This is a genomic window from Stutzerimonas stutzeri, from assembly GCF_000952685.1.
GTDB lineage: Bacteria > Pseudomonadota > Gammaproteobacteria > Pseudomonadales > Pseudomonadaceae > Stutzerimonas > Stutzerimonas stutzeri_E.
The window spans coordinates 38309-63784 of the sequence record NZ_JYHV01000037.1; the positions used below are offsets into that span (position 1 = coordinate 38309).

The window sequence follows — 25476 nt, forward strand, 5'->3', positions numbered from 1 at the left end:
TAAAGTGCGCGCCTGTTTCTCCGAGAGTATCCCGACCGCGATGAATGTCCTGTCCATCCTCCGTGATGCCTGGTTCTTCTACTCCCGTAACCTGGCGTCCATCGCGCGGCTCTGCCTGCCGCTGATCGTGCTGGAAAGTTGCACCCGCCTGACAGTCGAACATCTGCTCGGCAAGAATGTCCTTCCAGCGCAGGAATTGCTGGTCGGCATGGTTTTCTACCCGCTTTATATCGGCGCGCTGATCCTGTTTCTCGATGCCCGCAGCCGGGGTCATCACCCGCCGCTACGCGAGGTGGTAGCGCGAGCGCTGCCGTTATGGCCGCCGATGGCGGTGCTGGCCGGGCTGGGCACCCTGCTGATCATGCTCGGCGCGTCGCTATTCGTCCTGCCCGGGATCTGGGTGATGGTCAAGATCGCCTTTGCCGAATACTTGCTGGTGCTGCGTGGCCTGAGCCCGCTCGCGGCACTGAAGGAGAGCTTCCGGCAGACCCGCGATCACTTTTTCCTGGTGCTCGGCTGCATCCTCGCCGTGCTGCTGCCGCTGTGGCTGCTGGAAGCCTGGCTCGCCGCACAGTTTTGGGCCAGCGAGACGTCACCCAGCCTGCTGGCCGTGCTGGTCGACAGCGCCGTCGGGCTGGTGCAACTGCTGGCGACCGTGGTGCTGTTCCGCTGCTTCATGCTCTGCAGCGAGCCGGCCATCGGCCTTGATGAAAGAAATTGACCATCAGGGCGGCGCATGGCGATCCGCCGGGCTAGGCTTGGTGGCTCCATCCATACCGAGCGCTTCGCCATGGCCGACCAAAACCCCAGCATCCTGTCCCACGTCTCCCTCGGCAGCAATCGATTCGAGCAAGCTGCAAACTTCTATGACCAGGTCCTCGCGACCCTGGGCTGCAAGCGCATCATGGCCCATCCAGGCGCGATCGCCTGGGGCCGCGAATATCCGGAGTTCTGGCTGCAAACGCCGATAAACGGCCAAGCGGCCACCGTTGGCAACGGCACGCATATCGGCTTCTTCGCCGCAAGCAAGGCGTCGGTCGATGCCTTTCATCGCGCCGCCCTGGACGCCGGTGCAACGGACGAAGGCGCACCGGGGCCACGGGAAGAGTATGGCGAGCCCTACTACGGCTGCTTCGTGCGCGACCTCGACGGCCACAAGGTCGAGGCCGCCTTCTGGGACACGGCGTTGATGCAGTGACTGCACGGCAACACCTTGGTCGCCTAGCCGGTGCCGGTTGACGCCCGGGCACCGGCCAGCCGCGGCAGCAGCAAGTGCTCGAACAACCGCGGGAAGCAGCGCGCCACCAGCCGCGCGCGCCAGTCCAGATTGGACAACACCAGCAGCCGGCGCCGTCTCAGCGCTCCTTGATAGATCGACTCGGCGACATCCTGCGGCGATGCCACGCGCCCCACGGTCAGTACCGGCTGCGGTGCGGTGGATCCGTCGCCGACCAGCACGTTCTTGCGCAGATCGGTCGCGGTGTAACCGGGGCACACCAGCATCACGTTGACGCCGGTCTCGCTCAACTCACTGCGCAGGGTTTCGAACAGCCCATGCAGTGCGTGCTTGCTGGCGTTGTAGGCGCCTCGATCGGGTACCGGCGCGTACTGCGAAAGCGAGCTGAGCACGATGATCTGACCATCGCGCGCGATCAGGCTCGGCAGCGCGGCCTGGGTGCAATGCAGCGCACCATAGAAATTGACCGCCATGATCCGCTCGAACACCGCCAGGCTGGTTTCGGCGACGCGGCTGCGGTGAGTAATACCCGCATTGTTGACCAGCACGTCGATGCCGCCAAAGCGTTCCACCACCAGCGTAACGGCCTGCTGCACCGCCTTCGCATCCGAAACATCACAGCGCAGGCCAAGGGCATCGGCGTTGTGGTGATCGACCAGATGCTGAACCAGACCATCGATCGCATTCTGATCGAGATCGAAGATCACCACCCGCGCACCGGCCTGTGCCATCCGTTCGGTCAGAGCGCGACCTATCCCCGCGCAGCCCCCGGTGATCAGCACCACCTTGCGATCGAATACCTTGCTGGCGAAAACCTTGCGATACATGAACCACTCCACCTGAGCCTGATCGAGCACCAGAACCTGTCGGCCATGGCGCCATTCATGCTTTGAGCATAGTCGGCCCGTCGCCGAACCGCGGCTGCGCGAATGAGCGACACCGGGCGACTCGCGCCGCCGTGCCATTCTGGACAGTGAAGCCACTGGCCGCCATGCTTGGACGGTGCAACCACAAGGGGCAGTGAATTACCTTGAAGCCTTTACTTTGGATGTCTTTTGCGGCAGCTCTGACAGGTCCTTGCTTCGCCGAGTCCGGGCCTGAATCGTCACGAACCCTGACCGTTGGTTACTACGACTTTCCGCCGGCCATCTACACCGATGCGCAGGGTCGGCCGCAGGGGCCAGTGGTGAGCCTGGCGCGCAAGGTGCTCGAGCACGCCGGCTATCAGCCTAGATTTCGCGGGCTGCCCAGCGCACGCCTGTATGCGGCCCTGAAGGACGGCACCATCGATATCTGGCCCGGCGCGCCAGGCAAACCGGAGCTGCTGGCCGATACGCTAGAAGGGCGTGAAACCCTCGCGCAGATCAGTCTCAATCTCTACTATCGGGCCGACACACCACCACCCCAGATCCCGGAAGGTCTCGCTGGGCGCGGTGTCATCGTGATCGGTGGCTATAACTACTGGCCCGCGGTGAATAAGATGCTGCACGACCCGCAGCTGAACATTCGCCTACACCGCGCCAGCAACCACGCCTCGGCGCTGGAGATGCTGCAGCACCGGCGCGCCGACTATCTGCTCGATTATCAAATTCCAGTGCATCAAGCGCTGCAACGCCTCGGCATGCCGGCGCTGCCCTACGAGACCATCCACGAGATGCCGATTCGCTTCATCGTTTCGCGCCATGTCGATGACAGCCGAAACATCGTCGATGCACTGGATCGCTCCTATGCCGAGCTGGCGGCAGCCGGTGAAGACATGAGGCTGCCTGAATAAGGCGCGGCGCGCGAAACCGCCTCAGGTGCCTCGTGGCTTGGCGCGTGCGGTGGGTTCGGCGATCAGCGGGTTATCCGGCCAGTAATGCTTGGGATAACGGCCCTTGAGGTCTTTCTTCACCTCGGCGTAGGTGTTGGCCCAGAAGCTGGCCAGATCCTGGGTCACTTGCACCGGTCGCCGTGCCGGGGAAAGCAGGTGCAGCTTGACGACCTGGCGCCCTCCGGCGATGCGTGGCGTATCGGCCAGGCCGAACAGCTCCTGCAGGCGCACCGCTAGCACCGGTGGCGACTCGCTGTAGTCGAGCCGCACCCGCGAGCCCGACGGCACGACGATGGCCATCGGCGCCAGTTCGTCAAGGCGCTGCGGCAATGGCCAAGGCAACAGGGTCGAGAGCATGGCCTTGAGGTCCAGCTGGGCGAAATGCGCCAAACGGGAGACTTTGCCCAGGTACGGCAGCAACCAGTCCTCCAGCCGCTCGAGCAGCGCATCGTCGCTGACAGTCGGCCATTCACTGACGACGCCGGCATCCAGATCGATCCGCCTGAGCAACGCGATGCGCGCCTGCCACTGGCGCAGTTCCGGCGTCCAAGGCAGCAGCTCCAGACCCTTGCGCCGGACCAGCCCGAGCAGGGCACGGCCGCGCGCCTCGTCATCCAGCCCAGGCAATGGCTCACGACTCAGGATCAGCTCGCCAACGCGTCGCTGCCGCTCGGCCCGCAATACGCCTTCGCGCTCGTCCCATTCCAGCTCGTCACGCACGCTGACCTGCTCGGCCAGCACCTCGTCGAACAACGTTGGATCCAGCGCGGCGGCGCGGTAGATGCGCTCTTCGCGCTGGCCCTGACGGCTGCCCAGTTCGGCGATCACCAGCCAAGGCTCCTTCATCAAGGCGTCCGGCTCGTCGAATACCGCCGCCCGACCGTTGGCCAAGCGGTACTCGCCGCCGCCCTCACGACGCTGTCGGGCGATCCGGTCGGGATAGGCGAACGCCAGCAGCGCGCCGTGCCAACGATGATCCGACGCATTCGCCGGCGCGGGCACCACCGGGCCACGCAGCAGGCTGCGAAACTGCCTAGCCAGCTGGCGCACCCGCTGGGCACCAGCATGCCGCCCCGCGCTGCCGTCGAGCAGCCCGAGACGCGTAGCGATATCCACGCCACCGCCGCGCTGGATATCACGCTCGACCAGCAAGGCAGCGAGATCCGCCGCCAGCGACGCGAGGCCCAGCGACTGCCCGCGCAACAGTAGGTGAGCGATCCGCGGATGCGCGGGCAGCTCGGCCATGGCCTGGCCGTGAGCGGTCAATCGCCAACCGCCACGGGCATTACGACTGAGCGCGCCGAGGCGCTGGAGCAGATCCTGCGCTTGGGCGTACGCAGCAGCCGGCGGCATATCCAGCCAGACCAGCTCATCCGACTCGACGCCCCAGCGCGCCAGTTGCAACGCGACGCCGGCCAGATCGGCCTGAAGAATTTCCGCGTCGCCATAAGCGGCCAGCTGTGCGTGCTGGTCTTCGGACCATAGGCGGTAGCAGGCACCAGGCTCCAGACGCCCCGCTCGACCGGCACGCTGCGTCGCCGACGCACGCGAAATACGGCGAGTTTCCAGACGCGTCATACCGCTACCCGGATCGAACCGCGGCACCCGCGCCAATCCGGCATCGACCACCACCCGTACGCCTTCGATGGTCAGGCTGGTCTCAGCGATGTTGGTCGCCAATACAACCTTGCGCTTGCCGGCAGGTGCCGGCTCGATGGCGGCCCGCTGGGCGGCCAGCTCGAGTTCACCATGCAAGGGGCAGAGCATCACCTCGCTTCGATCCGCCAACTGCTCGGCCAAGGTATCGTTCACTCGGCGGATTTCGGCCTGCCCGGGAAGGAACACCAGCACACTGCCGGACTCCTCATCCAGCGCTTGCAAAACCGTCTGCACCACTCGCAGCTCGATACGCTCGCCAGCCTGGAACGCCCGTCCCCAGCGTTGCACAACCGGGTACATGCGTCCTTCGCTGCGCACCACCGGCGCCTCATTCAGCAGGCTGGACAGCCGCGTACCTTCGAGGGTGGCGGACATCAACAACAACTTGAGCGGTTCATCGCGCAACAGCACACGTGCATTAAGCGTCAGTGCCAACGCCAGATCGGCGTCCAGACTGCGCTCGTGAAATTCATCGAAGATCACCAGTCCGACGCCCTCGAGCGCCGGGTCGTCCTGCAAGCGACGCGCAAGAATGCCTTCGGTGACCACTTCGATACGGGTATTCGGCCCGACCTTGCTTTCGAGCCGGATGCGATAGCCGACGGTTTCGCCGACCTTCTCGCCCAGCTCGCTGGCCAGCCGCTCGGCCGCTGCACGGGCAGCCAGACGCCGTGGTTCGAGCATCAGAATCGATAGCCCCTCCAGCCAGGGCTCGCCCAGCAGCGCCACCGGCACGCGAGTGGTCTTGCCGGCACCGGGGGGTGCCTCGAGCACCGCCTCGTCACGGGTTAGCAGGGCCTGGCGCAGCGCCGGCAGGGCTTCATCGATGGGTAGGAGCAGCATGGGGACTCCGGATTTGAGCGCGGCATTATAGGGGACGATAAAAGCGCTGGCGGCTGAACGACGGCATCGTAGAACGACGACGCCGATGATCCACTCCCCACCCGGCAGGTTTCGTCAGCCCATAACGGGTGTAAACCTTGCGCGTTTACACTGCGCTGGCTCTGCGTGGGCCCCTGAACACCTAGGCGCAGAAGGCGGTCTGATGTCGAGAAAACATCACGCAGCCCTTGCGCGGCCCTTGTATAGTTGCGCCACTTTTTTCGGAGGTCTTATGCGTACTCGTTCCCGTGTCATCGGCGGCGTGCTGGCCGTCTCCCTATTCACCCAACTGGCGGCCTGCGGCACGCTGTTCTACCCGGATCGCCGCGGTCAGATAGACGGCCGTATCGACCCGGCCGTCGCGGTCCTCAATGCGGTGGGCCTGTTGTTTTACGTAATTCCCGGCCTGATCGCATTCGGCATCGATTTCGCCACTGGCGCCATCTACCTGCCCGACAACAGCTACTCCATGGCCCCGGAAAAACTCCAAGAAGCCATCGGTGCCGACGGCGTGATTGACCAGGCTAAGCTCAAAGCCATCATCGAAGCGGAAACCGGCCGCAGCCTGCCGCTGGACGATCCGCGCCTGATCCAGCACAACGGCAGCGTCGAGCAGTTGGCGGCGTTTGGATTGCGGCCCGCCGCCTGATGCAGCACACCCGCGAGCGCAAGGGCGTCAGCGCCGAACACGCGAGGCTGATGCGCCGCGCCACGCGGCTGGCGTTGGCCGTGGCGCTGACGCTGGCGGCCAGCAAGGCGCTGGCGTGGTGGCTGAGCGGTTCGGTCAGCCTACTGGCGGGCCTCACCGACTCCTTGTTGGACGGCGCCGCCTCGCTGCTCAACCTGCTGGCCGTGCAATACTCGCTGCGCCCGGCCGACGAGGATCATCGCTACGGCCACGGCAAGGCCGAGGCCCTTGCTGGGCTCGGCCAGGGCGCGTTCATCTCGGTCAGTGCGATCCTCGTCTGCGTGCAAGGCGTCGACCGCATGTTGCACCCCGAACCATTGGGCGCGCCGGCGCTGGGCATCGCGGTGATGCTGTTGTCGCTGGCGCTGACCGTGGCGCTATTGATGTATCAGCGCCACGTGGTGCGTGAAACCGGATCCACGGCGATCCGCGCCGACGCCCTGCACTACCGTTCGGACTTGCTGCTCAATACCAGTATCCTCGTCGCGCTGGTGCTGGCCGGCTACGGCTGGGAGCGCCTGGACGCCGTCTTCGGCATCGCCATAGCTCTCTACATCTTCTGGAGCGCGCTGAGCATCGTGCGCGAGGCCGGCGCGGTGTTGATGGATACCGAGCTGCCGCCGGAGATCAGCGAGGATATGCACCAGTTGGCCTGCGCAGTGCCCGGTGTGGTCGGTTGCCACGACCTGCGCACCCGTGTCTCTGGTACTCGCTGGTTCGTGCAGATGCATCTGGAGTTGCCGGGGCAGCTGCCGTTGATCGAGGCGCATGGGCTGTGCGATCGGGTCGAGGCGGCGATTCACGCCAAGTACCCGCGGGCCGAAGTGTTGGTGCATGCTGATCCGCTTGAGGTGGTTAGGCCGAAGGGGTAGCGCAGCGTGAGCGTGCGGGTGCGGCGTCTGGCAAAGGCGCTATACCGGTTACCGCGGACACCGCTAGCGATGGTTTCGCCCTGCTGGGCGAGTCACTTTTTCCAAACGCCGAAAAAGTAACCAAAAACGCTTGCCCCCTGCATCCGGGTCTCGCTGCGCGAAACTTCCCTCATTCCATCCGCGCTCCGGGGGCCGGCGTACAAGGGCCATCCCTGGCCCTTTACGCCTCTCGCGGCATCCATGCCGCTCGCTCCCCTCCGCGCGGATTCCATTCGGCCTCCTAAAAGGGGCGATTCGGCGTCGTCTGACAGGTCGTGCAATGGAAAGCAGGAAGCTGTGTCGAGCCAGGACCACTTAACCCATGGCCGTGAAAAGCCCGTAGGGTGGAAAACTGCGAAGCAGTTTCCACCGCAATCGACGCTGCAATCGGTATCGAACTATGCCGGCAAAAATCGGTGGGTAAGCTTCGCGTTATCCACCCTACGATCGCCCGAAACTCGCACAACCGCTTCGCTGCACGGCCCATCAGACGCCACCGAATCGCCCCTTTCAGGGGGCCGAGCGCAGGTGGCGTGGAAGGGGTTGAGCGGCATGGATGCCGCGAGAGCCGCGATGGGCCAGGGATGGCCCTTCGCGGCGGGCCCCTGGAACGTCACCGGAGCGAGGGAACCCCGGCGCAGCCGGGGCCGGATGCAGGGGCAAGCGTTTTTGGTTACTTTTTCCGCGTCTGGAAAAAGTGACTCGCCCAGCAGGGCGAAACCAATGCCTCAGCCAACCCGGCCAACGGGCGTAGCCACGTGAACCCAAAGCCCAACAACTTCGCGGCCAAGGCCGCTCCCACAACAGCGCATACACAGCGGCTAGGAATCGCCTCAGCTCTTGGCCCCCAAACAAAACGCCAAAACGAAAAAGACCACGCCTGGGCGTGGTCTTTTCGATTCGTTGGGCCGATGGTAACGGCTTCTTCTCTCGGCGCCTCGTGAGCGTCGGGGGCCCGGACCGTCGGCCTGGGTAAGGCGTTCGGGGGTCACGGCGGGGATCGCGTGCCGTGGCCTTTCTGCCGGGGGCTGAAGTTAGATAAAGCTTACGCCCCGCGCGGCGATAGATGTTTGCGAATATTGCTCATATAAGCCACTCTTGCGCAATTCATACGCAACCAAACAAATTTTAGCGCAACAAGACCACGAGAGCTTTTCGAAATGAGCAAACTCGACCGCTACGACCTGCGGATTCTTGGCGAACTGCAGCACGATGCGCGTATATCCAACCAGGATCTGGCCGAGCGCATCGGCCTGTCGCCCTCACCCTGCTCGCGGCGGGTGAAGCAACTCGAGGACGACGGCTACATCGCCCGCCAGGTCGCATTGCTGGATCGCAAGAAACTCGGCCTGACCCTGACCGCCTATGTGCTCATCGGCATGGATCGTCACACGCCGGAGCGCTTCGAGCACTTCGAAGGAGTCATCGGCAAGTGCCCGGAAGTGTTGGAGTGCAGCCTGGTGACAGGGATGGACGCCGACTACCAGCTCAAGGTCGTGGTGCCGGATATGGAGCACTATCAGGCCTTCCTGCTCGGCACCCTGACCCGCATCGAGGGTGTGTCGAGCGTGCGGTCGAGCTTCGTCCTGAGGCAAGTGTCGTCAAGCACGGAGCTGCCGCTGGAGCACCTGCGCAGCTGAGACCGGATGCCGCTGACAGGCCGCGTGGCGGCCTGGTTGGCGTATACTCGGCGCCGCCTTGCTATGCCCCGCGCGTCATAAAAACGAGCCCTGCTCAGCCAACAATAGCCCGCCCGTTGTCATAGCCGTTGTCGTTACTAGCCACGCGGAGCGCTCGATGGAACCCGAAGTATTCGAAAAGTGGATGATGATCGTCCTGGTCGGCGGCCTGATGGCCTTCATGGCGTTCATCATCTGGGACCTGGCCAAGAAGTCCAAAGCTGGACGCCTCGGCACGGCGATTCTGTTCCTGGGCCTTGGCCTTTGCTTGTTCGCTTTTCTCGCCAAGCCGATCATCGGCTACATCATCGAGGTTTCGCAGGGCATCCCGCACTGATGCGGTGAGGCGGCCGGCGCCTCACAAGCGCGCCGGCACTTCCCGCCATTCCCCTGGTTGCAGGCCGTCCAGCGACCAGGGTCCGATCCTGACCCGCACCAGCCGCAGCGTTGGCAGCCCGACCGCCGCCGTCATCCTTCGTACCTGACGGTTACGCCCCTCCCTGATTACCAGCTCCAGCCAAGAGGTCGGCACGCTCTTGCGAAAGCGCACCGGCGGATTTCGTGGCCATAACACGGGCTCTTCCAATGCCCGAGCCTCCGCGGGCAGCGTCATGCCGTCGTTGAGTTCGACACCGTCGCGCAGACGGCGCAACTGCTCGGCGCTCACCTCGCCCTCCACCTGCACCCAGTAAGTCTTTGCCAGCTTGTGTTTGGGATCGGCGATGCGCGCCTGCAGCTGGCCATCGTTGGTCAGCAGCAGCAACCCCTCACTGTCGCGGTCCAGACGCCCGGCCGGGTACACGCCCGGCACCGGCACGAAGTCCTTGAGGGTGGTACGGCCATCGGCATCGTTGAACTGCGTGAGCACGTCGAATGGCTTGTTCAACAGCAGCAGACGCGACTCGGCAGGCGGCGGCTTGGCGACTCGACGGGGCTGGCTACGCGCTGCAGCGGTGCGCGGTGGGCGGGGACGACGCGACATGAAGGCTTCCTGTGCAGGCCGGTCATGCTAGGGCGACGGGGCGATCCCCGCAAGCAGCCGCGCTCGGCTTCGCCGGCTCAGCCACCGGCAACTTCGGAGCCATTTCGCACCACATGCGTGCAACACGCTGCCCCACATCGCGTCGGTCGCCCCATTTTCGTACCCACAGAGCCCAGTCCGCATTTACGTATTACAGAGCGAACGACAGCGAGGCCTCGTGCCAGAGCGCTTCGAAGAAATTGGCATGGATGCTGCGATAGCGCTCCCTGTCCCAGAGAACCAACCCACAGTTGCGCATGGACAGCCAAGGAGCCACATACAATGAAACGCCGTCCCCTACTGAAGTCCACCCTCGCCGCCAGTGCCCTGATGCTCAGCGGCCTGTTCCCGTTCACCGTGCAGGCAGCCGAGACCATCAAGGTCGGCATTCTGCATTCGCTGTCCGGCACCATGGCTATTTCGGAAACATCTCTGAAAGACATGGCACTGATGACCATCGACGAGATCAACGCCAAGGGCGGCGTGCTCGGCAAGCAGCTCGAGCCAGTGGTGGTCGACCCGGCCTCCAACTGGCCGCTGTTCGCCGAGAAAGGCCGTCAGCTGCTGACTCAGGACAAGGTCGCGGTGACCTTCGGTTGCTGGACCTCGGTTTCGCGCAAATCCGTACTGCCGGTCTATGAAGAGCTCGACGGCCTGCTGTTCTACCCCGTCCAGTACGAAGGCGAAGAGCTGTCACCCAACGTCTTCTATACCGGCGCGGCGCCGAACCAGCAGGCCATCCCGGCCGTCGAGTACCTGATGAGCGAAGACGGCGGCAGCGCCGAGCGCTTCTTCCTGCTCGGTACCGATTACGTCTACCCACGCACCACCAACAAGATCCTGCGTGCCTTCCTGATCAGCAAAGGCGTGCCGGAATCGAACATCGAAGAGGTGTATACCCCGTTCGGCCACAGCGATTACCAGACCATCGTCGCCAACATCAAGAAGTTCTCCGCCGGCGGCAAGACGGCGGTGGTCTCGACCATCAACGGCGACTCCAACGTGCCGTTCTACAAGGAGCTGGCCAACCAGGGCCTGGACGCCACTGACGTTCCGGTCGTCGCCTTCTCGGTCGGCGAAGAAGAGCTGCGCGGCATCGACACCAAACCGCTGGTCGGTCACCTGGCGGCCTGGAACTACTTCCAGTCGGTAGAAAACCCGGTCAACGAAGCGTTTGTCAGCAAGTGGAAGGCCTACGCCAAGGAAAAGGGCCTGCCGGGCGCTGACAAGGCCGTAACCAACGACCCGATGGAAGCCACCTACGTTGGCATTCACATGTGGGCGCAGGCGGTCGAGAAAGCCGGCACCACCGAGGTCGGCAAGGTACGCGATGCCCTTGCTGGTCAGACCTTCGAAGCGCCGAGCGGCTACACCCTGACCATGGACGAAAAGAACCACCACCTGCACAAGCCGGTGATGATCGGTGAAGTCCAGGATGACGGTCAGTTCTCGGTGGTCTGGGAAACCGAAAGCCCGGTCCGCGCCCAGCCGTGGAGCCCCTACATCCCAGGCAACGATAAGAAGCCGGACTATGCGGTGAAGTCGAACTGAGGATAGACGTTTTGGTGGATGGATGAAGCGCCGACTCCGCGTCCCGATCCACCCTACGTTCGCTCGCTTTCGTAGGGTGGATGAGCCTTTTTTTCATCCACCTGTCGACCACCGCCAGCTCCACCAAGAGAGCACCGGGGTCCCTGGGGAATGCCTAAATGAACACTGCCCTGTACCGAATTTTTCTGCTGCTCCTGCTGGCCCTGCCCTGGGCAGCCCACGCCGGTGACGCGGCCGACTACGCCAAGGCGAGCCCGGCCAAACAGGCCAAGCTGCTGGAAGACTGGGCCATCGCGCCCGCTCCGGAGCGGCTACCGCTGATCGAAGCCCTACGCGCCAGCCGCGTGGTGATCGATAGGAACAAGACGCCCTTTATCGAGGAGAACGGTGATTTCCGCGCCCTCGAAGGCGACGCCCAACCCGTCGGGACGCCTAAGAAGCTACGTTTGAACAACCGCTTGCGCGGCCTGCTCAACACGGCACTGGCCAGCCATCAGCTGTTCGCTGACGATCCGGCGCAGCGCCTCACGGCGGCCAAGCGTCTGCAGCGCAGCGGCAAACCCGAGCAGCAGCCCTTGCTCGAACAGCGCCTGCAAGCCGAAGACGACCCGGCCGTGCGCGAAGCGCTCACGCTCACCCTGGCCAACCTGCAGCTGACCGCGGGCGACCCGGCCGTGCGCCTGGCCGCCGTGCGTCTGCTCGGTGAGACCGGTGCGCCACTGGCCCGGGTGCGGCTGGAAAACCTGCTCGCCGATGAGGCGGAAACCGACGCCAGCGTGCGCAAGGCGGCGGAGACCAGCCTGGCGCAGGTCAAGCGCAAGCTGCTGATCGGCGAACTGCTCGGCCAGGCATTCAGCGGCTTGTCATTGGGTTCGATTCTTCTGCTCGCCGCGCTGGGTCTGGCCATTACTTTCGGCCTATTGGGCGTGATCAACATGGCCCATGGCGAGATGCTGATGCTCGGCGCCTACACCACCTACATGGTGCAAGTGTTGATGGCTCGGCTCATGCCGGAAGCCCTGGCCTTCTACCCGCTGGTGGCGTTGCCCGTAGCCTTCTTCGTCACCGCGGCCATCGGCATGGCACTGGAACGCACGGTGATTCGCCACCTCTATGGCCGACCACTGGAAACCCTGCTGGCGACGTGGGGTATCAGCCTGATTCTTATCCAGCTGGTGCGCGTATTGTTCGGCGCGCAGAACGTCGAGGTCGCCAACCCTGGCTGGCTGTCAGGCGGTCTGCAGGTGCTGCCGAACCTGGTGCTGCCGTACAACCGCATGGTGATCATCGGCTTCGCACTGTTTGTGGTGCTGCTGACTTGGCTGCTGCTGAACAAGACTCGACTGGGCCTGAACGTGCGCGCGGTAACGCAGAACCGCAACATGGCCGCCTGCTGCGGCGTGCCCACCGGCCGCATCGACATGATGGCCTTTGGTCTCGGTTCCGGGATCGCCGGGCTCGGCGGCGTGGCCTTGAGCCAGATCGGCAACGTCGGCCCGGACCTCGGCCAGGGCTACATCATCGACTCCTTTCTCGTCGTCGTTCTCGGCGGCGTCGGCCAGTTGGCCGGCAGCATCTTCGCCGCCTTTGGTCTCGGCATCGCCAACAAGATACTCGAGCCTCAGATCGGCGCCGTGCTGGGCAAGATCCTGATCCTCGCGTTGATCATCCTGTTCATCCAGAAGCGCCCGCAGGGGCTGTTCGCCCTCAAGGGGAGGGTCATCGATTGAACCAGCCACTCGCCATCACCGCCGCGCAAAAAGCCGGCCCGACGCTGACCGCCGCCGCGCTGGGCGTGGTGCTCGTCATCCTGCTGGCCATGCCGTTGCTGCACCTGCTGCCTGCGGACAACGCCTTTCACGTCTCGGCCTACACCCTGACGCTGGTCGGCAAGATCCTCTGCTATGCCATCGTCGCCCTGGCGTTGGATCTGGTCTGGGGCTATGCAGGCCTGCTGTCGCTCGGCCACGGACTGTTCTTCGCGCTCGGCGGCTACGCCATGGGCATGTACCTGATGCGTGAAAGCGCAGGCGACGGGCTGCCCGCCTTCATGAGCTTTCTCGCCTGGACCGAGCTGCCCTGGTACTGGTACGGCACGTCGAGCTTTCTCTGGGCGATGTGCCTGGTGGTGCTGGCGCCGGGGCTGCTGGCGTTCGTCTTCGGCTTCTTCGCCTTTCGTTCGAGGATCAAGGGTGTGTACTTCTCGATCATGACCCAGGCGCTGACCTTCGCCGGCATGCTCTTATTCTTCCGCAACGAAACCGGTTTCGGCGGCAACAACGGCTTCACCGACTTCAAGACCATTCTCGGCTTCTCGATCTCGGCCCCGGCCACCCGCGCCACGCTGTTCCTGGCCACCGTTGCCCTGCTCGCGGGCAGCCTATTCCTCGGCTGGCGGCTGGCGCGCAGCAAGTTCGGCCGTGTGCTGACCGCGCTGCGCGATGCAGAAAACCGCCTGATGTTCTGCGGCTACGATCCGCGCGGTTACAAGCTGTTCATCTGGACGCTGTCGGCGGTGCTCTGCGGCCTGGCCGGTGCGCTCTACGTGCCCCAGGTCGGCATCATCAATCCCAGCGAAATGGCGCCGACGCAATCGATCGAAGCCGCCGTCTGGGTCGCCCTGGGCGGGCGCGGCACCTTGATCGGGCCGTTGCTGGGCGCCGGCATCGTCAACGGCATGAAGAGCTGGTTCACCGTGGCCTTCCCCGAGTATTGGCTGTTCGCCCTGGGCGCGCTGTTCATCGTCGTCACCCTGTACCTGCCGAAAGGCGTGATCGGATTACTGCGCCGGAGGGGCGAACCATGAAAACCGCACCCGTACCCGAACTGATCGAACCGGTTGACACCGCTGCCGATGGCGGTAGCGGCCGCGATGCCATTGGCCTCGGCCGTGTGAAGAGCGCCGGCCTCGATGCCCGTCACGGGACCATCCTCAGCCTGGAAGACATCAACGTCAGCTTCGACGGCTTCAAGGCGCTGACCAATCTCAGCCTCTACATCGGCGTCGGCGAGCTGCGCTGCATCATCGGCCCCAACGGCGCCGGCAAGACCACCATGATGGATGTCATCACCGGCAAGACCCGCCCGGACAGCGGCACGGCGTACTTCGGCGACACCCTCGACCTGACGCGCATGAGCGAGGTGGAAATCGCCCAATCCGGCATTGGCCGCAAGTTCCAGAAACCCACGGTGTTCGAGGCGCTCAACGTGTTCGAGAACCTCGAGCTGGCGCAGAAGACCGATAAGTCGGTGTGGGCCAGCCTGAAGGCCAAGCTCAAGGGCGAACAGAAAGACCGGATCGACGAGGTGCTGGCGATCATCCGCCTGGAGACGTCGCGCCACCGCCCGGCCGGGCTGCTGTCCCATGGCCAGAAGCAGTTTCTCGAAATCGGCATGCTGCTGATGCAGGACCCGCAACTGCTGCTGCTCGACGAGCCGGTCGCCGGCATGACCGATGCCGAAACCGAGTTCACCGCCGAGCTGTTCAAGAGCCTGGCGCGCAAGCACTCGCTGATGGTGGTCGAGCACGACATGGGTTTCGTCGACACCATCGCTGACCACGTCACCGTGCTGCATCAAGGCCAGGTGCTGGCCGAAGGCTCGCTCGAAACCGTGCAGAACGATGAGCGGGTGATCGAGGTGTATCTGGGGCGGTGAAAGATTTAACGTCAGTAAAATCAGTCACTTAAGCGCCACAGTGGATGAATAAAGCGTCATCCACCCTACGCCCACCGAACGTCCACGCCCGCATCAACGCAAACCTAATCGTAGGGTGGATAACGCCAGAGGCTTATCCACCAAAGTGAAGGAGTCGCACATGCTGCAAGTCCAGCAACTGCACCAATACTACGGCGGCAGCCATATCCTGCGCGGCCTTTCATTTGACGCCAAAATTGGCGAAGTGACTTGCCTGCTCGGCCGCAACGGTGTCGGCAAGACCACCCTGCTCAAGTGCCTGATGGGCCTGATCCCGGCCAAGGAAGGCTCGGTGAACTGGGAAGGCAAGCCGATCACCGGTTTCAAACCGCACCAGCGCGTGCACGCCGGCATCGCTTACGTGCCGCAGGGGCGCGAAATTTTCGGTCGGCTCACCGTCGAAGAGAATCTACTGATGGGCCTGTCCCGCTTCAGCGCCAAGGAAGCCAAGGAAGTGCCCGAATTCATCTACGAGCTGTTCCCGGTGCTGAAAGAGATGAAGCACCGCCGCGGCGGTGACCTCTCCGGCGGCCAGCAACAGCAACTGGCCATCGGTCGTGCGCTGGCAAGCAAACCGCGCCTGCTGATCCTCGACGAACCCACCGAAGGCATTCAGCCTTCGGTGATCAAGGAAATCGGCGTGGTGATCAAGAAACTCGCCGCCCGCGGCGACATGGCGATCCTGCTGGTGGAGCAGTTCTACGATTTCGCCGCCGAACTGGCCGACCAGTACCTGGTGATGAGCCGCGGCGAAATCATCCAGCAAGGCCGTGGCGACACCATGGAAGCCGAAGGGGTACGCGGGCTGGTGGCGATTTAAGGCGCCGGTTGCACACGCCCCTCGCGGCCATAAACATAAAAAAGCCCCGCACACGGCGGGGCTTGTAGAAGTTTCGTAGCGTCATCAGATGACACGCGTGCCGCGTCCGATCAGCGGCTCATGCCGGCCAGCCGTTGCGAGATGGCTTGCATGCCTTGGCCCAGCTCACGCAGCGTGGCCGCATCACGCGCGCCCTCCTCGCTGGCGGTGTGAATACGCACCGCCAGTTCGTTGATCTCCTGGGTCACATGGCTTTGCTCTTGTGCGGCCACCGCGATCTGCTGCGCCCGCTGGACGATGTCGTCGAAGCTGGCCACCGTACTGCCGAGTGTGCCGGCCACGCCATCGGCCTGTTGCACGGCCTCGTGGGTACGCTGAGCACCGGCCTGCATGGTCGACACGGCCTGGGCCGAGGCCAGGCGTAGCTGGGTGATCATCTGCTGGATTTCGTTGGCCGAACTCTGGGTGCGCCCCGCCAGGGTGCGCACCTCGTCGGCCACCACCGCGAAGCCCCGTCCTTGCTCGCCTGCACGCGCGGCCTCGATGGCAGCGTTCAGCGCCAGCAGATTGGTCTGCTCGGAGATCGATTTGATGACATCCAGTACGCCACCGACCCGCTCGATATCCTCGCCCAGTTGTGTAATCGCCGCAGCGGCATGGTTGATGTCCCCGGCCAGGCCGCCGATCACTTCACTGTTGCGCTGTACCTGGCCCTGCCCCTGCTCGGCGGCAGACAACGACTGACGGGCCGTATCAGAACAATCTGTAGTGTTGTGAGCGACCTCGGCCGCGCTGGCCGACATTTCGGTGATGGCCGTCGCCAGCAGGGTGTTGTCCTGGCGCTGAGCTTCAGCTCGATCGGCCAGGCCCACGGACAGCCGCGCCAGTTCATCGGCCTGGCGCTCGAGACTCGCCGACTCGTCGCCAATGCGCCGCAGCATGTCGCGCAACGAACCGGCATAGCGGTTGACCGCGCCACGCAGAGCGCCGATCTCGTCGGCACGACGAACCTCCAGTTGCGCGTCGTCACGCCCGCCGCCCTGCCCGAGTCGCTCGATCTGCCCGGTGGTTTCTTCCAGTTGCGCCAGCAGGCGCTTGCCCGCGAGCCAAGCGAGGCCGAGCAACACGGCCAGAAGCGGAAGCAGGAGCAGCAGAATTTGCGTGGTCAGCTCATTGGCGAGCCCGGTGACGTTCGCCTCCGGGGTCACCAGCCCGACACGCCAGCCAGTGCCCTCCATGGTTTCCAGCGTCACATACGCCGGGCCGCCCACCCGGCCGTCGTGCTCGAGATGCAGCGTCGTATCACCCGCCCCCTGAGCGGCGACTGCGTCGGCAACGGGCTTGAGCCAAGGTTGCTCGCGCACCCGATCGGTCAGCGTGGGTAAGCCACCATTGGCCTTGGCGCCCGGGAAAAACAGCAGGTTGCCGGCCTGGTCGACCGCGAAGGCGTAACCGCCGGTCACGCCCCCGTTGGCATCTAGGAAACTGGCCAAACCGTCGAGTTTGAGATCGAGGGTGGCCACGCCCGCGAACGAGCCGCTGCGCTTATAGGGCACGCTGCAGGTGGTCATGGCCACACCGCTGACCGCATCCAGGTAGCCGTCCGACCAGACACAACGCCCAGGCGTCGCCGCGCGGGCACCGCTGTACCAGGACTCGCCGTGGTAGGCCGGCGTCTGCGCCGCGTTGTAGTCGTCCGAATAATCGAGCCCGCCGCCGCCGCTGCGTGCCCAGAAGAAGCTGCGTCGCTCGACACCCGGCGCGAAGGCGCTCGGCTCCGGCCACAGCCCACCGCCGGCGATGGCTACATCGCCCTGGCTGTCGATCAGGTTGGGTAGCACCGACATCGCCAGTGACTCGTCATTGGGCATGGTTTCAGCCAGGTGCGCCATGGCCGCAGTGGTCCCTTCGATGCGGCTGAGCTGCAAGGCCAACTGTCGGGCCAGGGCGCTGGCCGATTGTTCGGCGGCGGCAGTGCCGGTGGCAACGAGCCGGGGTTTGCCACCCAGGGTCATAACCGCAAAGATCGCCAGCGCGGTGAACATCAACAGGACGAGAACGCCCAACGTCATCCGCGAGGCGATCCGGGTAGGAAGAAAGGACATGCGACAACTCCACAACAGAACTTCGTAGTGGAGCGTTACGGCCGCTTTCCAATTGCATTGAGCGGAAAAGCCTGGGATGCGACCAGCGGTTCATCCAGCAACGGACTTGTTCGGCAAATCGCACATCACGAATGAAAGCAGGCACCTCGGTGTCGGCAGCCTGGTGCCAGACGCGGCGGCAAAACCGACCGCATCAGTGCCCTTCCCAGGCAAGGCGAAGGGCCACGCCTGGAACGCATTAGCGAGGCATCACTCTCCGATCTCCTTGCGGACGATCTTGCCGCCCTCCACCACGGCCATGGTGGTCGGCGTGATGAAGCCGCCGTTTTCGGTCATGCCTTGAACCGAGTAGAGGTTGTACTTCGGATCCATGGTCGTCAGCGCCTCGCCCATCTTTGCCCGTACCTGTTGCGGCTCGGTGCTACCCGCCAGTTCCATGGCCTTGGCCAGCGCATGGAAGGCCAGATAGTTGTAGGCAGCCTCCGAGCCCGGCACTTTGCCGTGCGCCTTCTGATAGCGATCGATGAAGACCTTGGCCACCTCGCTGTCGTACTCGGAAAGCGGCACGACACCCACGGAGCCGTCCAGCAGTTCCAAGCCGCCGGTCACTATCGCGATCTCGTCGAGCTTGGCCTGGTCCATGACGATAAAGCCGCCCTGGAAGCCCAGCTGACGCGCCTGTTGCATGACTAGGCCGGTGGGCTCGGAAGCGCCACCGACGAACATCACGTCCGGGTTCGAGGCGATTACCCGGCTGATACCGGTGTAGAAATCGGTCGACTTGTTGTAGTCCATGGGGTTGCTGGCAACGATCTCGCCGCCCTTCTGCTCCCAGGCCTTGGTCATCATGTCAGTCCAGATCTTGGCGTACTCGTGGGTAGCGCCCGCGATGCCGAGTTTCTTGCCGTAGTGCTTGAGGGCGTAGTCGGAGAACGCATCGACATAGCCGGTGAATTCCGGCGGAACGCGCACAGTCAGCGGATTGCCCTGCTGGGTGACCGAAGGCACGCTGGTGTAGGCCATGATTAGGAAATCGTCGGCGACGTTGAAGTCCTGCAGCGCGAACACCCCACCGGTATGCGGAACGAACACGGCGGCGGCGTTGGATTCCTTCACCAAACGCTTGGCGTTGGTGGCGGCCTGGCTCGGCGAGTATTTGTCATCCAGGCTGATGAGATTGACCTTATAGGTTTCGTCGCCGATCTTCAGGCCGCCGGCCTCGTTGGCATCATCGACCGCCATGCGCAGGCCGGACAGTGTGTTCTCGCCGTAGAGCGCAGCGCCGCCGCTGAGCGGGCCGGTGAAACCGATGGTCAGAGTCTGTTCGGCATGCACGCCGCCAGCCTGGGCCATGGTCAGGGTGGCAATCGCCAACCCAAGCGCTTTGAGCGTTTTCATTGTTGTCTCCTTGGTCATGACTGATCAGGCGCCGATATAGGCCTTGCGCACGGCTTCGTTACCCAGCATGGCCTGCTGGTCACCTTCCATCACCAGGCTGCCGCCCTCGATGACGTAGGCGCGGTGGGCGATCTTCAGCGCCGCAAACGCATTCTGCTCGGCCAGCAAAACGCTAGTGCCGGACTTATTGATGCGCGAAATCACCTCGAACATCTGGTTGACCACCAGCGGCGCAAGCCCGAGCGAGGGCTCGTCGAGCATCAGCAGGCGGGGTCGACTCATCAGCGCCCGGCCAATGGCGACCATCTGTTGCTGGCCACCGCTCAGCGAGCCGGCCGGCTGGTTGCGTTTGTCGTGCAGGATGGGAAACAGTTCGAGCACCTCCTGCAGGTTGCGCTTGTTGCCCTCGCCATCACGCCGATGCAGGTACGCACCGAGCGCAAGGTTCTGCGAGACCGACATCTGCGGGAACAGCTTGCGCCCTTCAGGGCAGTGCACCACACCGGCGGCGACCAATGCTGAAGGCTTGAGCCCGTCGATGCGCTTGCCCTCCAGCGTGATGCTGCCAGCTGTTGGCTTGAGCAGCCCGCTGATGGTGTTGAACAAGGTGGTCTTGCCCGCACCGTTGGCCCCGAGCAGCACCACCAGTTCGCCGGCGCCAACCGTCATGGAAACCTGCGTGAGCGCCTTGAAACTGCCGTAGCAGACATCGACCCGATCAAGCTGCAGCATCGTAGTCGCTCCCCAGGTAGGCTTCGATCACAGCCGGGTTCGCCTTGATCTCGGCGGGTGTGCCCTCGGCGATCTTCTCGCCGTAGTTGAGCACCATGATCTTGTCCGCCAGCCCCATGATCATGTCCATCTTGTGCTCGATCAGGCACACGGTCAGACCGTGCTCGGGCATCTTGCGGATCAACTGCGCCAGGCCTTCGGTCTCCTCCGGATTGACGCCCGCCGCCGGCTCGTCGAGCAGCACCAGTTTCGGTTCGGTGGCCAACGCCAGGGCAAAGGCCACGCGCTTGCGTTCCTCTTGGGAGATATCCAACACCACGCGGTTCTCCAAGTGTGCGAGCCCGACGAAGTCCAGCGCGGCGCGGGCCTTCTCGCGGCACTCGCGTTCCTCCTGCTGCAGACGCTTGGAATTGATCAGCACGTCCCACAGGCCGGATCGGGTACGTAAACGGTGGCCGACAATCAGGTTGTCCAGCACGGTGGCCTGCTCGAATAGGTGCGTGGTCTGGAAGGTACGCCCGACGCCTAGCCGGGCCACACGATCGCAGCGCATCCGCGACACGTCGTGACCGTCGATGAGGATGCGGCCGGAACTGGGCTTGTGCACACCGGATATCAGGTTGAAGAAGGTGCTCTTGCCGGCGCCGTTGGGGCCGATGATGGCGTTGATCTTGCGCGCCTCGAACTCGACGCTGACGTCATGTACCGCCGCGAGGCCGCCGAACATCTTGGTCAGGTTTTCGACCTTAAGCATTGGTGTTCACCTCGCTGCCTGGGGTGACTTTGTTACCGGCTCGTGGATCCTGCGCCCGCGCCACTTCGGTGTCTTTGCGCAGCTTCCAGCCAAGGAAGGTGCCGATCAGCCCGCGCGGCATGAAGATCACCAGCACCACGATCAGCGGGCCGAAGATGATCATCCGATAGTCCTCGAGGAACTGCAGCGACTGGGTGATCCAGACGATCCCCACAGTGCCGGCCAGCGGCCCGAACAGCGTGCCGAAACCGCCCACCAGCAGGTAGGTGATCATGTCGAAGGTATGGTTGGGGTTGGCTTCCTCCGGGCCGATGAAGCGAATCATCGAGGCGTAAAGCCCGCCGGCGATGCCGGCGTAAGTGGTCGACAGGACGAATGCCAGCAGCTTGTTGCGCATCAGGTCGATGCCCAGCGACTGGGCCAGCGCGTCACCGTTGCGGATCGCCATGAAGGTGCGCCCCAGCAGCGAGGACGCCAAGCGCCCGGCGAACCAGATCGCCAGAACCAGGAACAGCAGCGCCAGGTAGTAGAACGGCACCGTCTGGCTGAAATCGACTAGCCCGAATCCATCCGGCGCCGCGATGCCGCGAATGCCGATGGCGCCGTGCGTCAGCTCCTCCCACTTATCGATCAACAGATAGATGATGAAGCCGACGCAGAGCGTGAAGATGGCGAAGAAGTGCTCCTTCAGACGCAGCGAGACAATGCCGACCAGCGCACCGATGGCCGCCGAAACCAGCGCCGCCGCCACGAAGGCCGGCCAGAAATTCCAGCCATGATCAGCAGTAAGAATCGCCAAGGTATAGGCGCCGATGGCAAAAAAGCCGCCGTGGGCCAGGTTCAGCTGGCCGCAGTAACCGGTGATGATGTTCAGGCCGTAGACCGCGATGGCCCAGATGAAGGCGCTGGCCATCACGTAGACCTGGTATTCGCTCTTGGCGAACAGGGGGAACGCTAGGGCCAAGGCCAGCAGAAACAGCTTGCAGCCGCGACCGGTCAGCAAAGAGGCGAAACGATGCATCAGTGAGCCCCCTTGGCGAACAGCCCGGTTGGGCACAACGACAGGATCACCACCAGCAGCGAGAAGGCGATGATGTCCTTATAGTCCGAGGACAGGTAGAAGCCTCCGAAGCTTTCGGCGAAACCGAGAATCATCGCGCCTAGAATGGCGCCCGGGATGCTGCCCATGCCGCCGAGTACGATGATCACGAAGGCTTTCATGATCACCAGATGCCCCATCGCTGGATACACCAGGTTGATCGGCGCATACAGGGTGGCGGCGAAGGCGGCGAGCATGCCGGAGATAGCGAAGGTCAGCATGGCCACACGGTTGGCGTCGATGCCGACCAGGAAGGCGCCTTCACGACTCTGGGCCATGGCGATGATCGTCGAGCCGAGCATTGTCTTGCGCAAGAACAGGTGCAGCGCCAGCATCAGGGTAAAGGCGCCGACAATGATCAAGAGGCGCTGCTCGGGAATGATCAGCCCGTCGAAGTTGAGAATGCCACCGTAGGGCGAAGCCATGCGACGGAAGTCTGAGCCCCAGAGCATCTGCACCACCGCTTCGAGAAACAGCAGGATGCCGATCGCCGCGATCTTGTCATGGATCGGCGGCGCATTGCGCAGCGGGTGGAAGACCAGCCGCTCGGACAGCACCGCCAGCGCCGCCACCACGACTCCGGACAGCACCATGGCGATCCAGTAATGCAAGCCAATGTCTGTCATGAAGAAGTAGGAAGCGAACGCACCGACCATATACAGCGCGCCATGGGCGAAGTTGGGAATGTGCAGGATGCCGTAGACGAGCGTCAGGCCGAGAGCGACCAGACCATAGATGCTGCCCAGGGTCAGGCCGTTGAGCACTTGCTGAAACAATAGATTCAATGCAGCGCCTCCGTGGATCTTGTTGTTATGTGTGCCACCGAGCGAGTGCTGATCGCAAACAAGCCGGTCGAACTTCGCCAGCCGCCGGCACATCGGAACTCGTCGCCTGACTGACATTGGCACTCGCTTGCACCCTCGTCAAACCAGCGGCCCGGAAGAGATGAAGCCCCATAAAGCAGCGTGATGCTCGCAACAATCTGTTTCAGTGACCGGCCAGTCGATCCGATTAGGCCTCGGCTGTTCGGTGGTTGGATCAAACCGAACACACCGCAGCGAGCCTACTCAGGACGCACCAAACTGGATCATTCGCACCTCCGAATCCTTCATGCGCACCATTGAAGGGCATCGAAAGCCAACGGCCAGACCAATCGCCTGGTTCATTTATACCGTCACAGGCTCGTGCGCCCAGGCAGCGCACCGCTGTGGCGCGAGAGGCACGACTATTGCTCCGACTGGAGCAAGACTCCTGACTTCGCACGGCCCATGACCGCACTGACACCTCTGTTCACGCCACACTGGAATGCCGAACTCGAGCTGGGCTATGCCCGCTTCGATCACGTGACGCGCCCGGTGCTTCGACGGCACAGCGGACCGCTGAGGGTGCAGAAGCACCTCTATCCAGAAGGGCCAGAAGTCTGCCAACACATCATCGTGCACCCGCCGGGCGGGATTGCGGGTGGCGACCGACTGGACATCAGCGCCACGGTGGGCCCCGGTGCCTGGGCGCAGTTGACCAGCCCCGGCGCAGCCAAATGGTATCGCGCCGCTGGCCCTGCTTTTCAAAACCTGCAGCTGCGGGTCGAACCTGGCGCCACACTTGAATGGTTGCCACAGGAAACCATCGTTTATTCCGCGGCGCAGGCCGAGCTGGAGATGTCGATCGAATTGCAAGGCGACGCCCGGCTGCTCTATTGGGACATCGTCGCGTTGGGTCGACCGGCCAGCGGCGAGCGTTTCGACGCAGGTCATTTCCAGGCACAGCTGAATATCACCCGCGACGGCGAATGGCTCTGGCACGAACGCCAACGTGTGACCGGTGACGACGGCCTGCTCGACTCGCCGATCGGCCTCGATGGCAACCCGGTTTTCGCCACCCTGATCGTGACCGGCGAGATCGACGCCGAGCTGATGGAACGCTGCCGCGAACTTTCGAGCCGGGTTCGGGGCGACCTGACACAGTTGCCGGGCCTGGTCATTGGCCGTTGTCTGGCCAGCGAAGCCCTGCATGCCCGTGCCTGGCTGATTGACCTGTGGCGCCTGTTGCGTCCAGCACTGCTGGGGCGCGAGGCAATGCCACCGAGGATCTGGAGTACATGAACAACGGTGGGTAAGGCTCCGCCGTTACCCACCCTACGCCGGCCAGCAGGTGCATGGCCGCCCCGAAATTCGCTGCGTGGTTTGTCGCCACGAGCCGGTGGATGTGAAAGCGACATCCACCCTACGACTGGAGCCATTATGGATTTGTCGCCAAGAGAAAAAGACAAGCTACTGATTTTCACCGCCGGCCTGGTCGCCGAGCGGCGCCTGGCACGTGGGGTGAAACTCAACTACCCGGAAGCCATGGCCTACATCTCGGCCGCGCTGCTCGAAGGCGCCCGCGACGGCCAGACGGTGGCCGAGCTGATGCATTTCGGCACGACGCTGCTCAGTCGCGGCCAGGTCATGGAGGGCGTGCCGGAAATGATCCCGGAGATTCAGGTGGAAGCGACTTTCCCCGACGGCACCAAGCTGGTCACCGTGCATCAACCAATCCCCTGAAAGAGAGGTCAATGTCTGTTGCGGCCATGCCGTGATGACCCCGAACCGCTTGAAGGATTTCACCGTGCAGATACGTGACGCCCTGGATGCAGACCTCGACGGCATCCTGCAGATTTACAACGACGCGGTGCAGAACAGCACGGCGATCTGGAACGACCAGCCGGTCGATCTCGACAACCGCCGTGCCTGGCTGGCCGAACGCCACGCGCAGAATTACCCCGTTCTGGTGGCGATAGACGATCAGGGACAGGTAGCCGGCTATGCCTCCTTCGGCCCCTGGCGCCCTCACGACGGCTATCGCCATACCGTGGAGAACTCGGTCTACGTCAGCCCCGACCATCGCGGCAGCGGCATCGGCCGCAGCCTGATGCAGGCGCTGATCCAACGCGCTCGCCAGCTGGAGAAGCACGTGATGATCGCCTTCATCGAGAGCGAGAACCGTGCATCGATCCATATGCATCAGCAGCTCGGCTTCATTCATGTCGGGCAGATGCGCCAGGTGGGCTGCAAGTTCGGCCGCTGGCTGGACCTGACCATGATGCAACTGACCCTCAACAGGACGTCCAACCCATGATTCCCGGCGAATACCAAATCCAGGATGGCGACATCGAGCTCAACGCCGGCCGCCGCACGCTGACCCTGAACGTGGCCAACAGCGGCGACCGGCCGATCCAGGTCGGCTCGCACTATCACTTCTTCGAAACCAACGATGCTCTGGCCTTCGACCGTGCCGCCGCGCGCGGCATGCGCCTGAACATCCCGGCCGGTACCGCGGTGCGCTTCGAGCCCGGACAGAGCCGCGAGGTGGAGCTGGTCGAGCTGGCCGGTGACCGTCGGGTGTTCGGTTTTGCCGGGCGGGTGATGGGCGCGCTCTAGAACGCAGCCGCA

General features: G+C 63.6%; 25 protein-coding genes. 16 read left to right on the forward strand and 9 right to left on the reverse strand.

What is annotated here, in order from left to right:
* Nucleotides 1–40 precede the first annotated feature (40 nt).
* Together UF78_RS18880 and UF78_RS18885 are read left to right on the forward strand one after the other, a co-directional pair.
* A complete protein-coding gene (locus UF78_RS18880) occupies nt 41–721 on the forward strand; it encodes a YciC family protein (RefSeq protein WP_045163762.1) in 681 nt (226 codons plus the stop codon).
* Nucleotides 722–790: 69 nt separating this feature from the next.
* Nucleotides 791–1198 carry a VOC family protein gene (locus UF78_RS18885; RefSeq protein ID WP_045163763.1) on the forward strand — a complete coding sequence of 136 codons (408 nt, stop codon included), beginning with the start codon at nt 791–793 and terminating at the stop codon, nt 1196–1198.
* Nucleotides 1199–1221: 23 nt separating this feature from the next.
* On the opposite strand, the gene UF78_RS18890 is transcribed toward UF78_RS18885, so the two are convergent.
* Nucleotides 1222–2064 (reverse strand): SDR family oxidoreductase, encoded by an 843-nt coding sequence (locus UF78_RS18890; protein ID WP_045163764.1) that lies wholly within the window; start codon nt 2062–2064, stop codon nt 1222–1224.
* A 221-nt stretch (nt 2065–2285) separates the two neighbouring features.
* On the opposite strand from UF78_RS18890, the gene UF78_RS18895 reads away from it, so the two are divergent.
* Entirely contained in the window at nt 2286–3011 is a 726-nt protein-coding gene (locus UF78_RS18895; RefSeq protein WP_080890659.1) for a substrate-binding periplasmic protein, read from the forward strand.
* Between the two features lie 21 nt (nt 3012–3032).
* Here UF78_RS18895 and hrpB read toward each other — a convergent pair whose 3' ends face one another.
* Complete coding sequence (hrpB, locus tag UF78_RS18900; protein WP_045163766.1) at nt 3033–5552, reverse strand: ATP-dependent helicase HrpB; 2520 nt, start codon at nt 5550–5552, stop codon at nt 3033–3035.
* A gap of 271 nt (nt 5553–5823) precedes the next feature.
* On the opposite strand from hrpB, the gene UF78_RS18905 reads away from it, so the two are divergent.
* From UF78_RS18905 to UF78_RS18925, 4 genes are all read left to right on the forward strand, one after another.
* On the forward strand, nt 5824–6240 hold the full coding sequence (locus UF78_RS18905; RefSeq protein WP_045163767.1) for a hypothetical protein: 417 nt from the start codon (nt 5824–5826) through the stop codon (nt 6238–6240).
* Nucleotides 6240–7151, forward strand: a complete 912-nt coding sequence (locus UF78_RS18910) for a cation diffusion facilitator family transporter (protein WP_045163768.1) — start codon at nt 6240–6242, stop codon at nt 7149–7151. Before UF78_RS18905 ends, UF78_RS18910 begins: the two co-directional genes overlap by 1 nt.
* A 1199-nt stretch (nt 7152–8350) precedes the next feature.
* The gene (locus tag UF78_RS18920) at nt 8351–8830 is read left to right on the forward strand and encodes an Lrp/AsnC family transcriptional regulator (protein WP_045163770.1); all 480 of its coding nucleotides are present in this window, start codon (nt 8351–8353) and stop codon (nt 8828–8830) included.
* Between the two features lie 157 nt (nt 8831–8987).
* A complete protein-coding gene (locus UF78_RS18925; RefSeq protein WP_021210252.1) occupies nt 8988–9206 on the forward strand; it encodes a DUF2788 domain-containing protein in 219 nt (72 codons plus the stop codon).
* Nucleotides 9207–9227: 21 nt separating this feature from the next.
* Here UF78_RS18925 and UF78_RS18930 read toward each other — a convergent pair whose 3' ends face one another.
* Nucleotides 9228–9851, reverse strand: coding sequence for a pseudouridine synthase (locus UF78_RS18930; protein ID WP_045163771.1), 624 nt, complete (start codon nt 9849–9851; stop codon nt 9228–9230).
* A gap of 321 nt (nt 9852–10172) precedes the next feature.
* On the opposite strand from UF78_RS18930, the gene urtA reads away from it, so the two are divergent.
* The 5 genes from urtA (at nt 10173) to urtE (ending at nt 15957) form a co-directional block, all read left to right on the forward strand.
* Nucleotides 10173–11441 (forward strand): urea ABC transporter substrate-binding protein, encoded by a 1269-nt coding sequence (gene urtA, locus UF78_RS18935; RefSeq protein WP_045163772.1) that lies wholly within the window; start codon nt 10173–10175, stop codon nt 11439–11441.
* Between the two features lie 158 nt (nt 11442–11599).
* A complete protein-coding gene (gene urtB / locus UF78_RS18940; protein ID WP_045163773.1) occupies nt 11600–13171 on the forward strand; it encodes an urea ABC transporter permease subunit UrtB in 1572 nt (523 codons plus the stop codon).
* Nucleotides 13168–14247, forward strand: a complete 1080-nt coding sequence (gene urtC / locus UF78_RS18945; protein ID WP_045163774.1) for an urea ABC transporter permease subunit UrtC — start codon at nt 13168–13170, stop codon at nt 14245–14247. Before urtB ends, urtC begins: the two co-directional genes overlap by 4 nt.
* On the forward strand, nt 14244–15098 hold the full coding sequence (urtD, locus tag UF78_RS18950) for an urea ABC transporter ATP-binding protein UrtD (protein ID WP_045163775.1): 855 nt from the start codon (nt 14244–14246) through the stop codon (nt 15096–15098). Before urtC ends, urtD begins: the two co-directional genes overlap by 4 nt.
* 160 nt (nt 15099–15258) lie before the next feature.
* A complete protein-coding gene (gene urtE / locus UF78_RS18955; RefSeq protein WP_045163776.1) occupies nt 15259–15957 on the forward strand; it encodes an urea ABC transporter ATP-binding subunit UrtE in 699 nt (232 codons plus the stop codon).
* Between the two features lie 110 nt (nt 15958–16067).
* On the opposite strand, the gene UF78_RS18960 is transcribed toward urtE, so the two are convergent.
* The 6 genes from UF78_RS18960 to UF78_RS18985 form a co-directional block, all read right to left on the reverse strand.
* The gene (locus tag UF78_RS18960; protein ID WP_045163777.1) at nt 16068–18062 is read right to left on the reverse strand and encodes a methyl-accepting chemotaxis protein; all 1995 of its coding nucleotides are present in this window, start codon (nt 18060–18062) and stop codon (nt 16068–16070) included.
* A 249-nt stretch (nt 18063–18311) separates the two neighbouring features.
* Nucleotides 18312–19460, reverse strand: coding sequence for an ABC transporter substrate-binding protein (locus UF78_RS18965; protein WP_045163778.1), 1149 nt, complete (start codon nt 19458–19460; stop codon nt 18312–18314).
* A gap of 24 nt (nt 19461–19484) precedes the next feature.
* Complete coding sequence (locus UF78_RS18970) at nt 19485–20192, reverse strand: ABC transporter ATP-binding protein (RefSeq protein WP_045163779.1); 708 nt, start codon at nt 20190–20192, stop codon at nt 19485–19487.
* The gene (locus UF78_RS18975; RefSeq protein WP_045163780.1) at nt 20179–20946 is read right to left on the reverse strand and encodes an ABC transporter ATP-binding protein; all 768 of its coding nucleotides are present in this window, start codon (nt 20944–20946) and stop codon (nt 20179–20181) included. The genes UF78_RS18970 and UF78_RS18975 overlap by 14 nt, the downstream gene beginning before the upstream one ends.
* Nucleotides 20939–21967: a branched-chain amino acid ABC transporter permease gene (locus UF78_RS18980; protein ID WP_045163781.1), complete on the reverse strand. Its 1029-nt coding sequence runs from the start codon at nt 21965–21967 to the stop codon at nt 20939–20941. Before UF78_RS18980 ends, UF78_RS18975 begins: the two co-directional genes overlap by 8 nt.
* Nucleotides 21967–22830 carry a branched-chain amino acid ABC transporter permease gene (locus UF78_RS18985; protein WP_045164355.1) on the reverse strand — a complete coding sequence of 288 codons (864 nt, stop codon included), beginning with the start codon at nt 22828–22830 and terminating at the stop codon, nt 21967–21969. The genes UF78_RS18980 and UF78_RS18985 overlap by 1 nt, the downstream gene beginning before the upstream one ends.
* 483 nt (nt 22831–23313) lie before the next feature.
* Between UF78_RS18985 and UF78_RS18990 the strand changes: the two genes are divergently transcribed.
* The 4 genes from UF78_RS18990 (at nt 23314) to UF78_RS19005 (ending at nt 25464) form a co-directional block, all read left to right on the forward strand.
* Nucleotides 23314–24147: an urease accessory protein UreD gene (locus UF78_RS18990; RefSeq protein ID WP_045163782.1), complete on the forward strand. Its 834-nt coding sequence runs from the start codon at nt 23314–23316 to the stop codon at nt 24145–24147.
* A 138-nt stretch (nt 24148–24285) separates the two neighbouring features.
* Complete coding sequence (gene ureA, locus UF78_RS18995; RefSeq protein WP_045163783.1) at nt 24286–24588, forward strand: urease subunit gamma; 303 nt, start codon at nt 24286–24288, stop codon at nt 24586–24588.
* A gap of 64 nt (nt 24589–24652) precedes the next feature.
* Nucleotides 24653–25162 carry a GNAT family N-acetyltransferase gene (locus UF78_RS19000; protein ID WP_045164356.1) on the forward strand — a complete coding sequence of 170 codons (510 nt, stop codon included), beginning with the start codon at nt 24653–24655 and terminating at the stop codon, nt 25160–25162.
* The gene (locus UF78_RS19005) at nt 25159–25464 is read left to right on the forward strand and encodes an urease subunit beta (RefSeq protein WP_045163784.1); all 306 of its coding nucleotides are present in this window, start codon (nt 25159–25161) and stop codon (nt 25462–25464) included. Before UF78_RS19000 ends, UF78_RS19005 begins: the two co-directional genes overlap by 4 nt.
* Nucleotides 25465–25476: the final 12 nt, after the last annotated feature.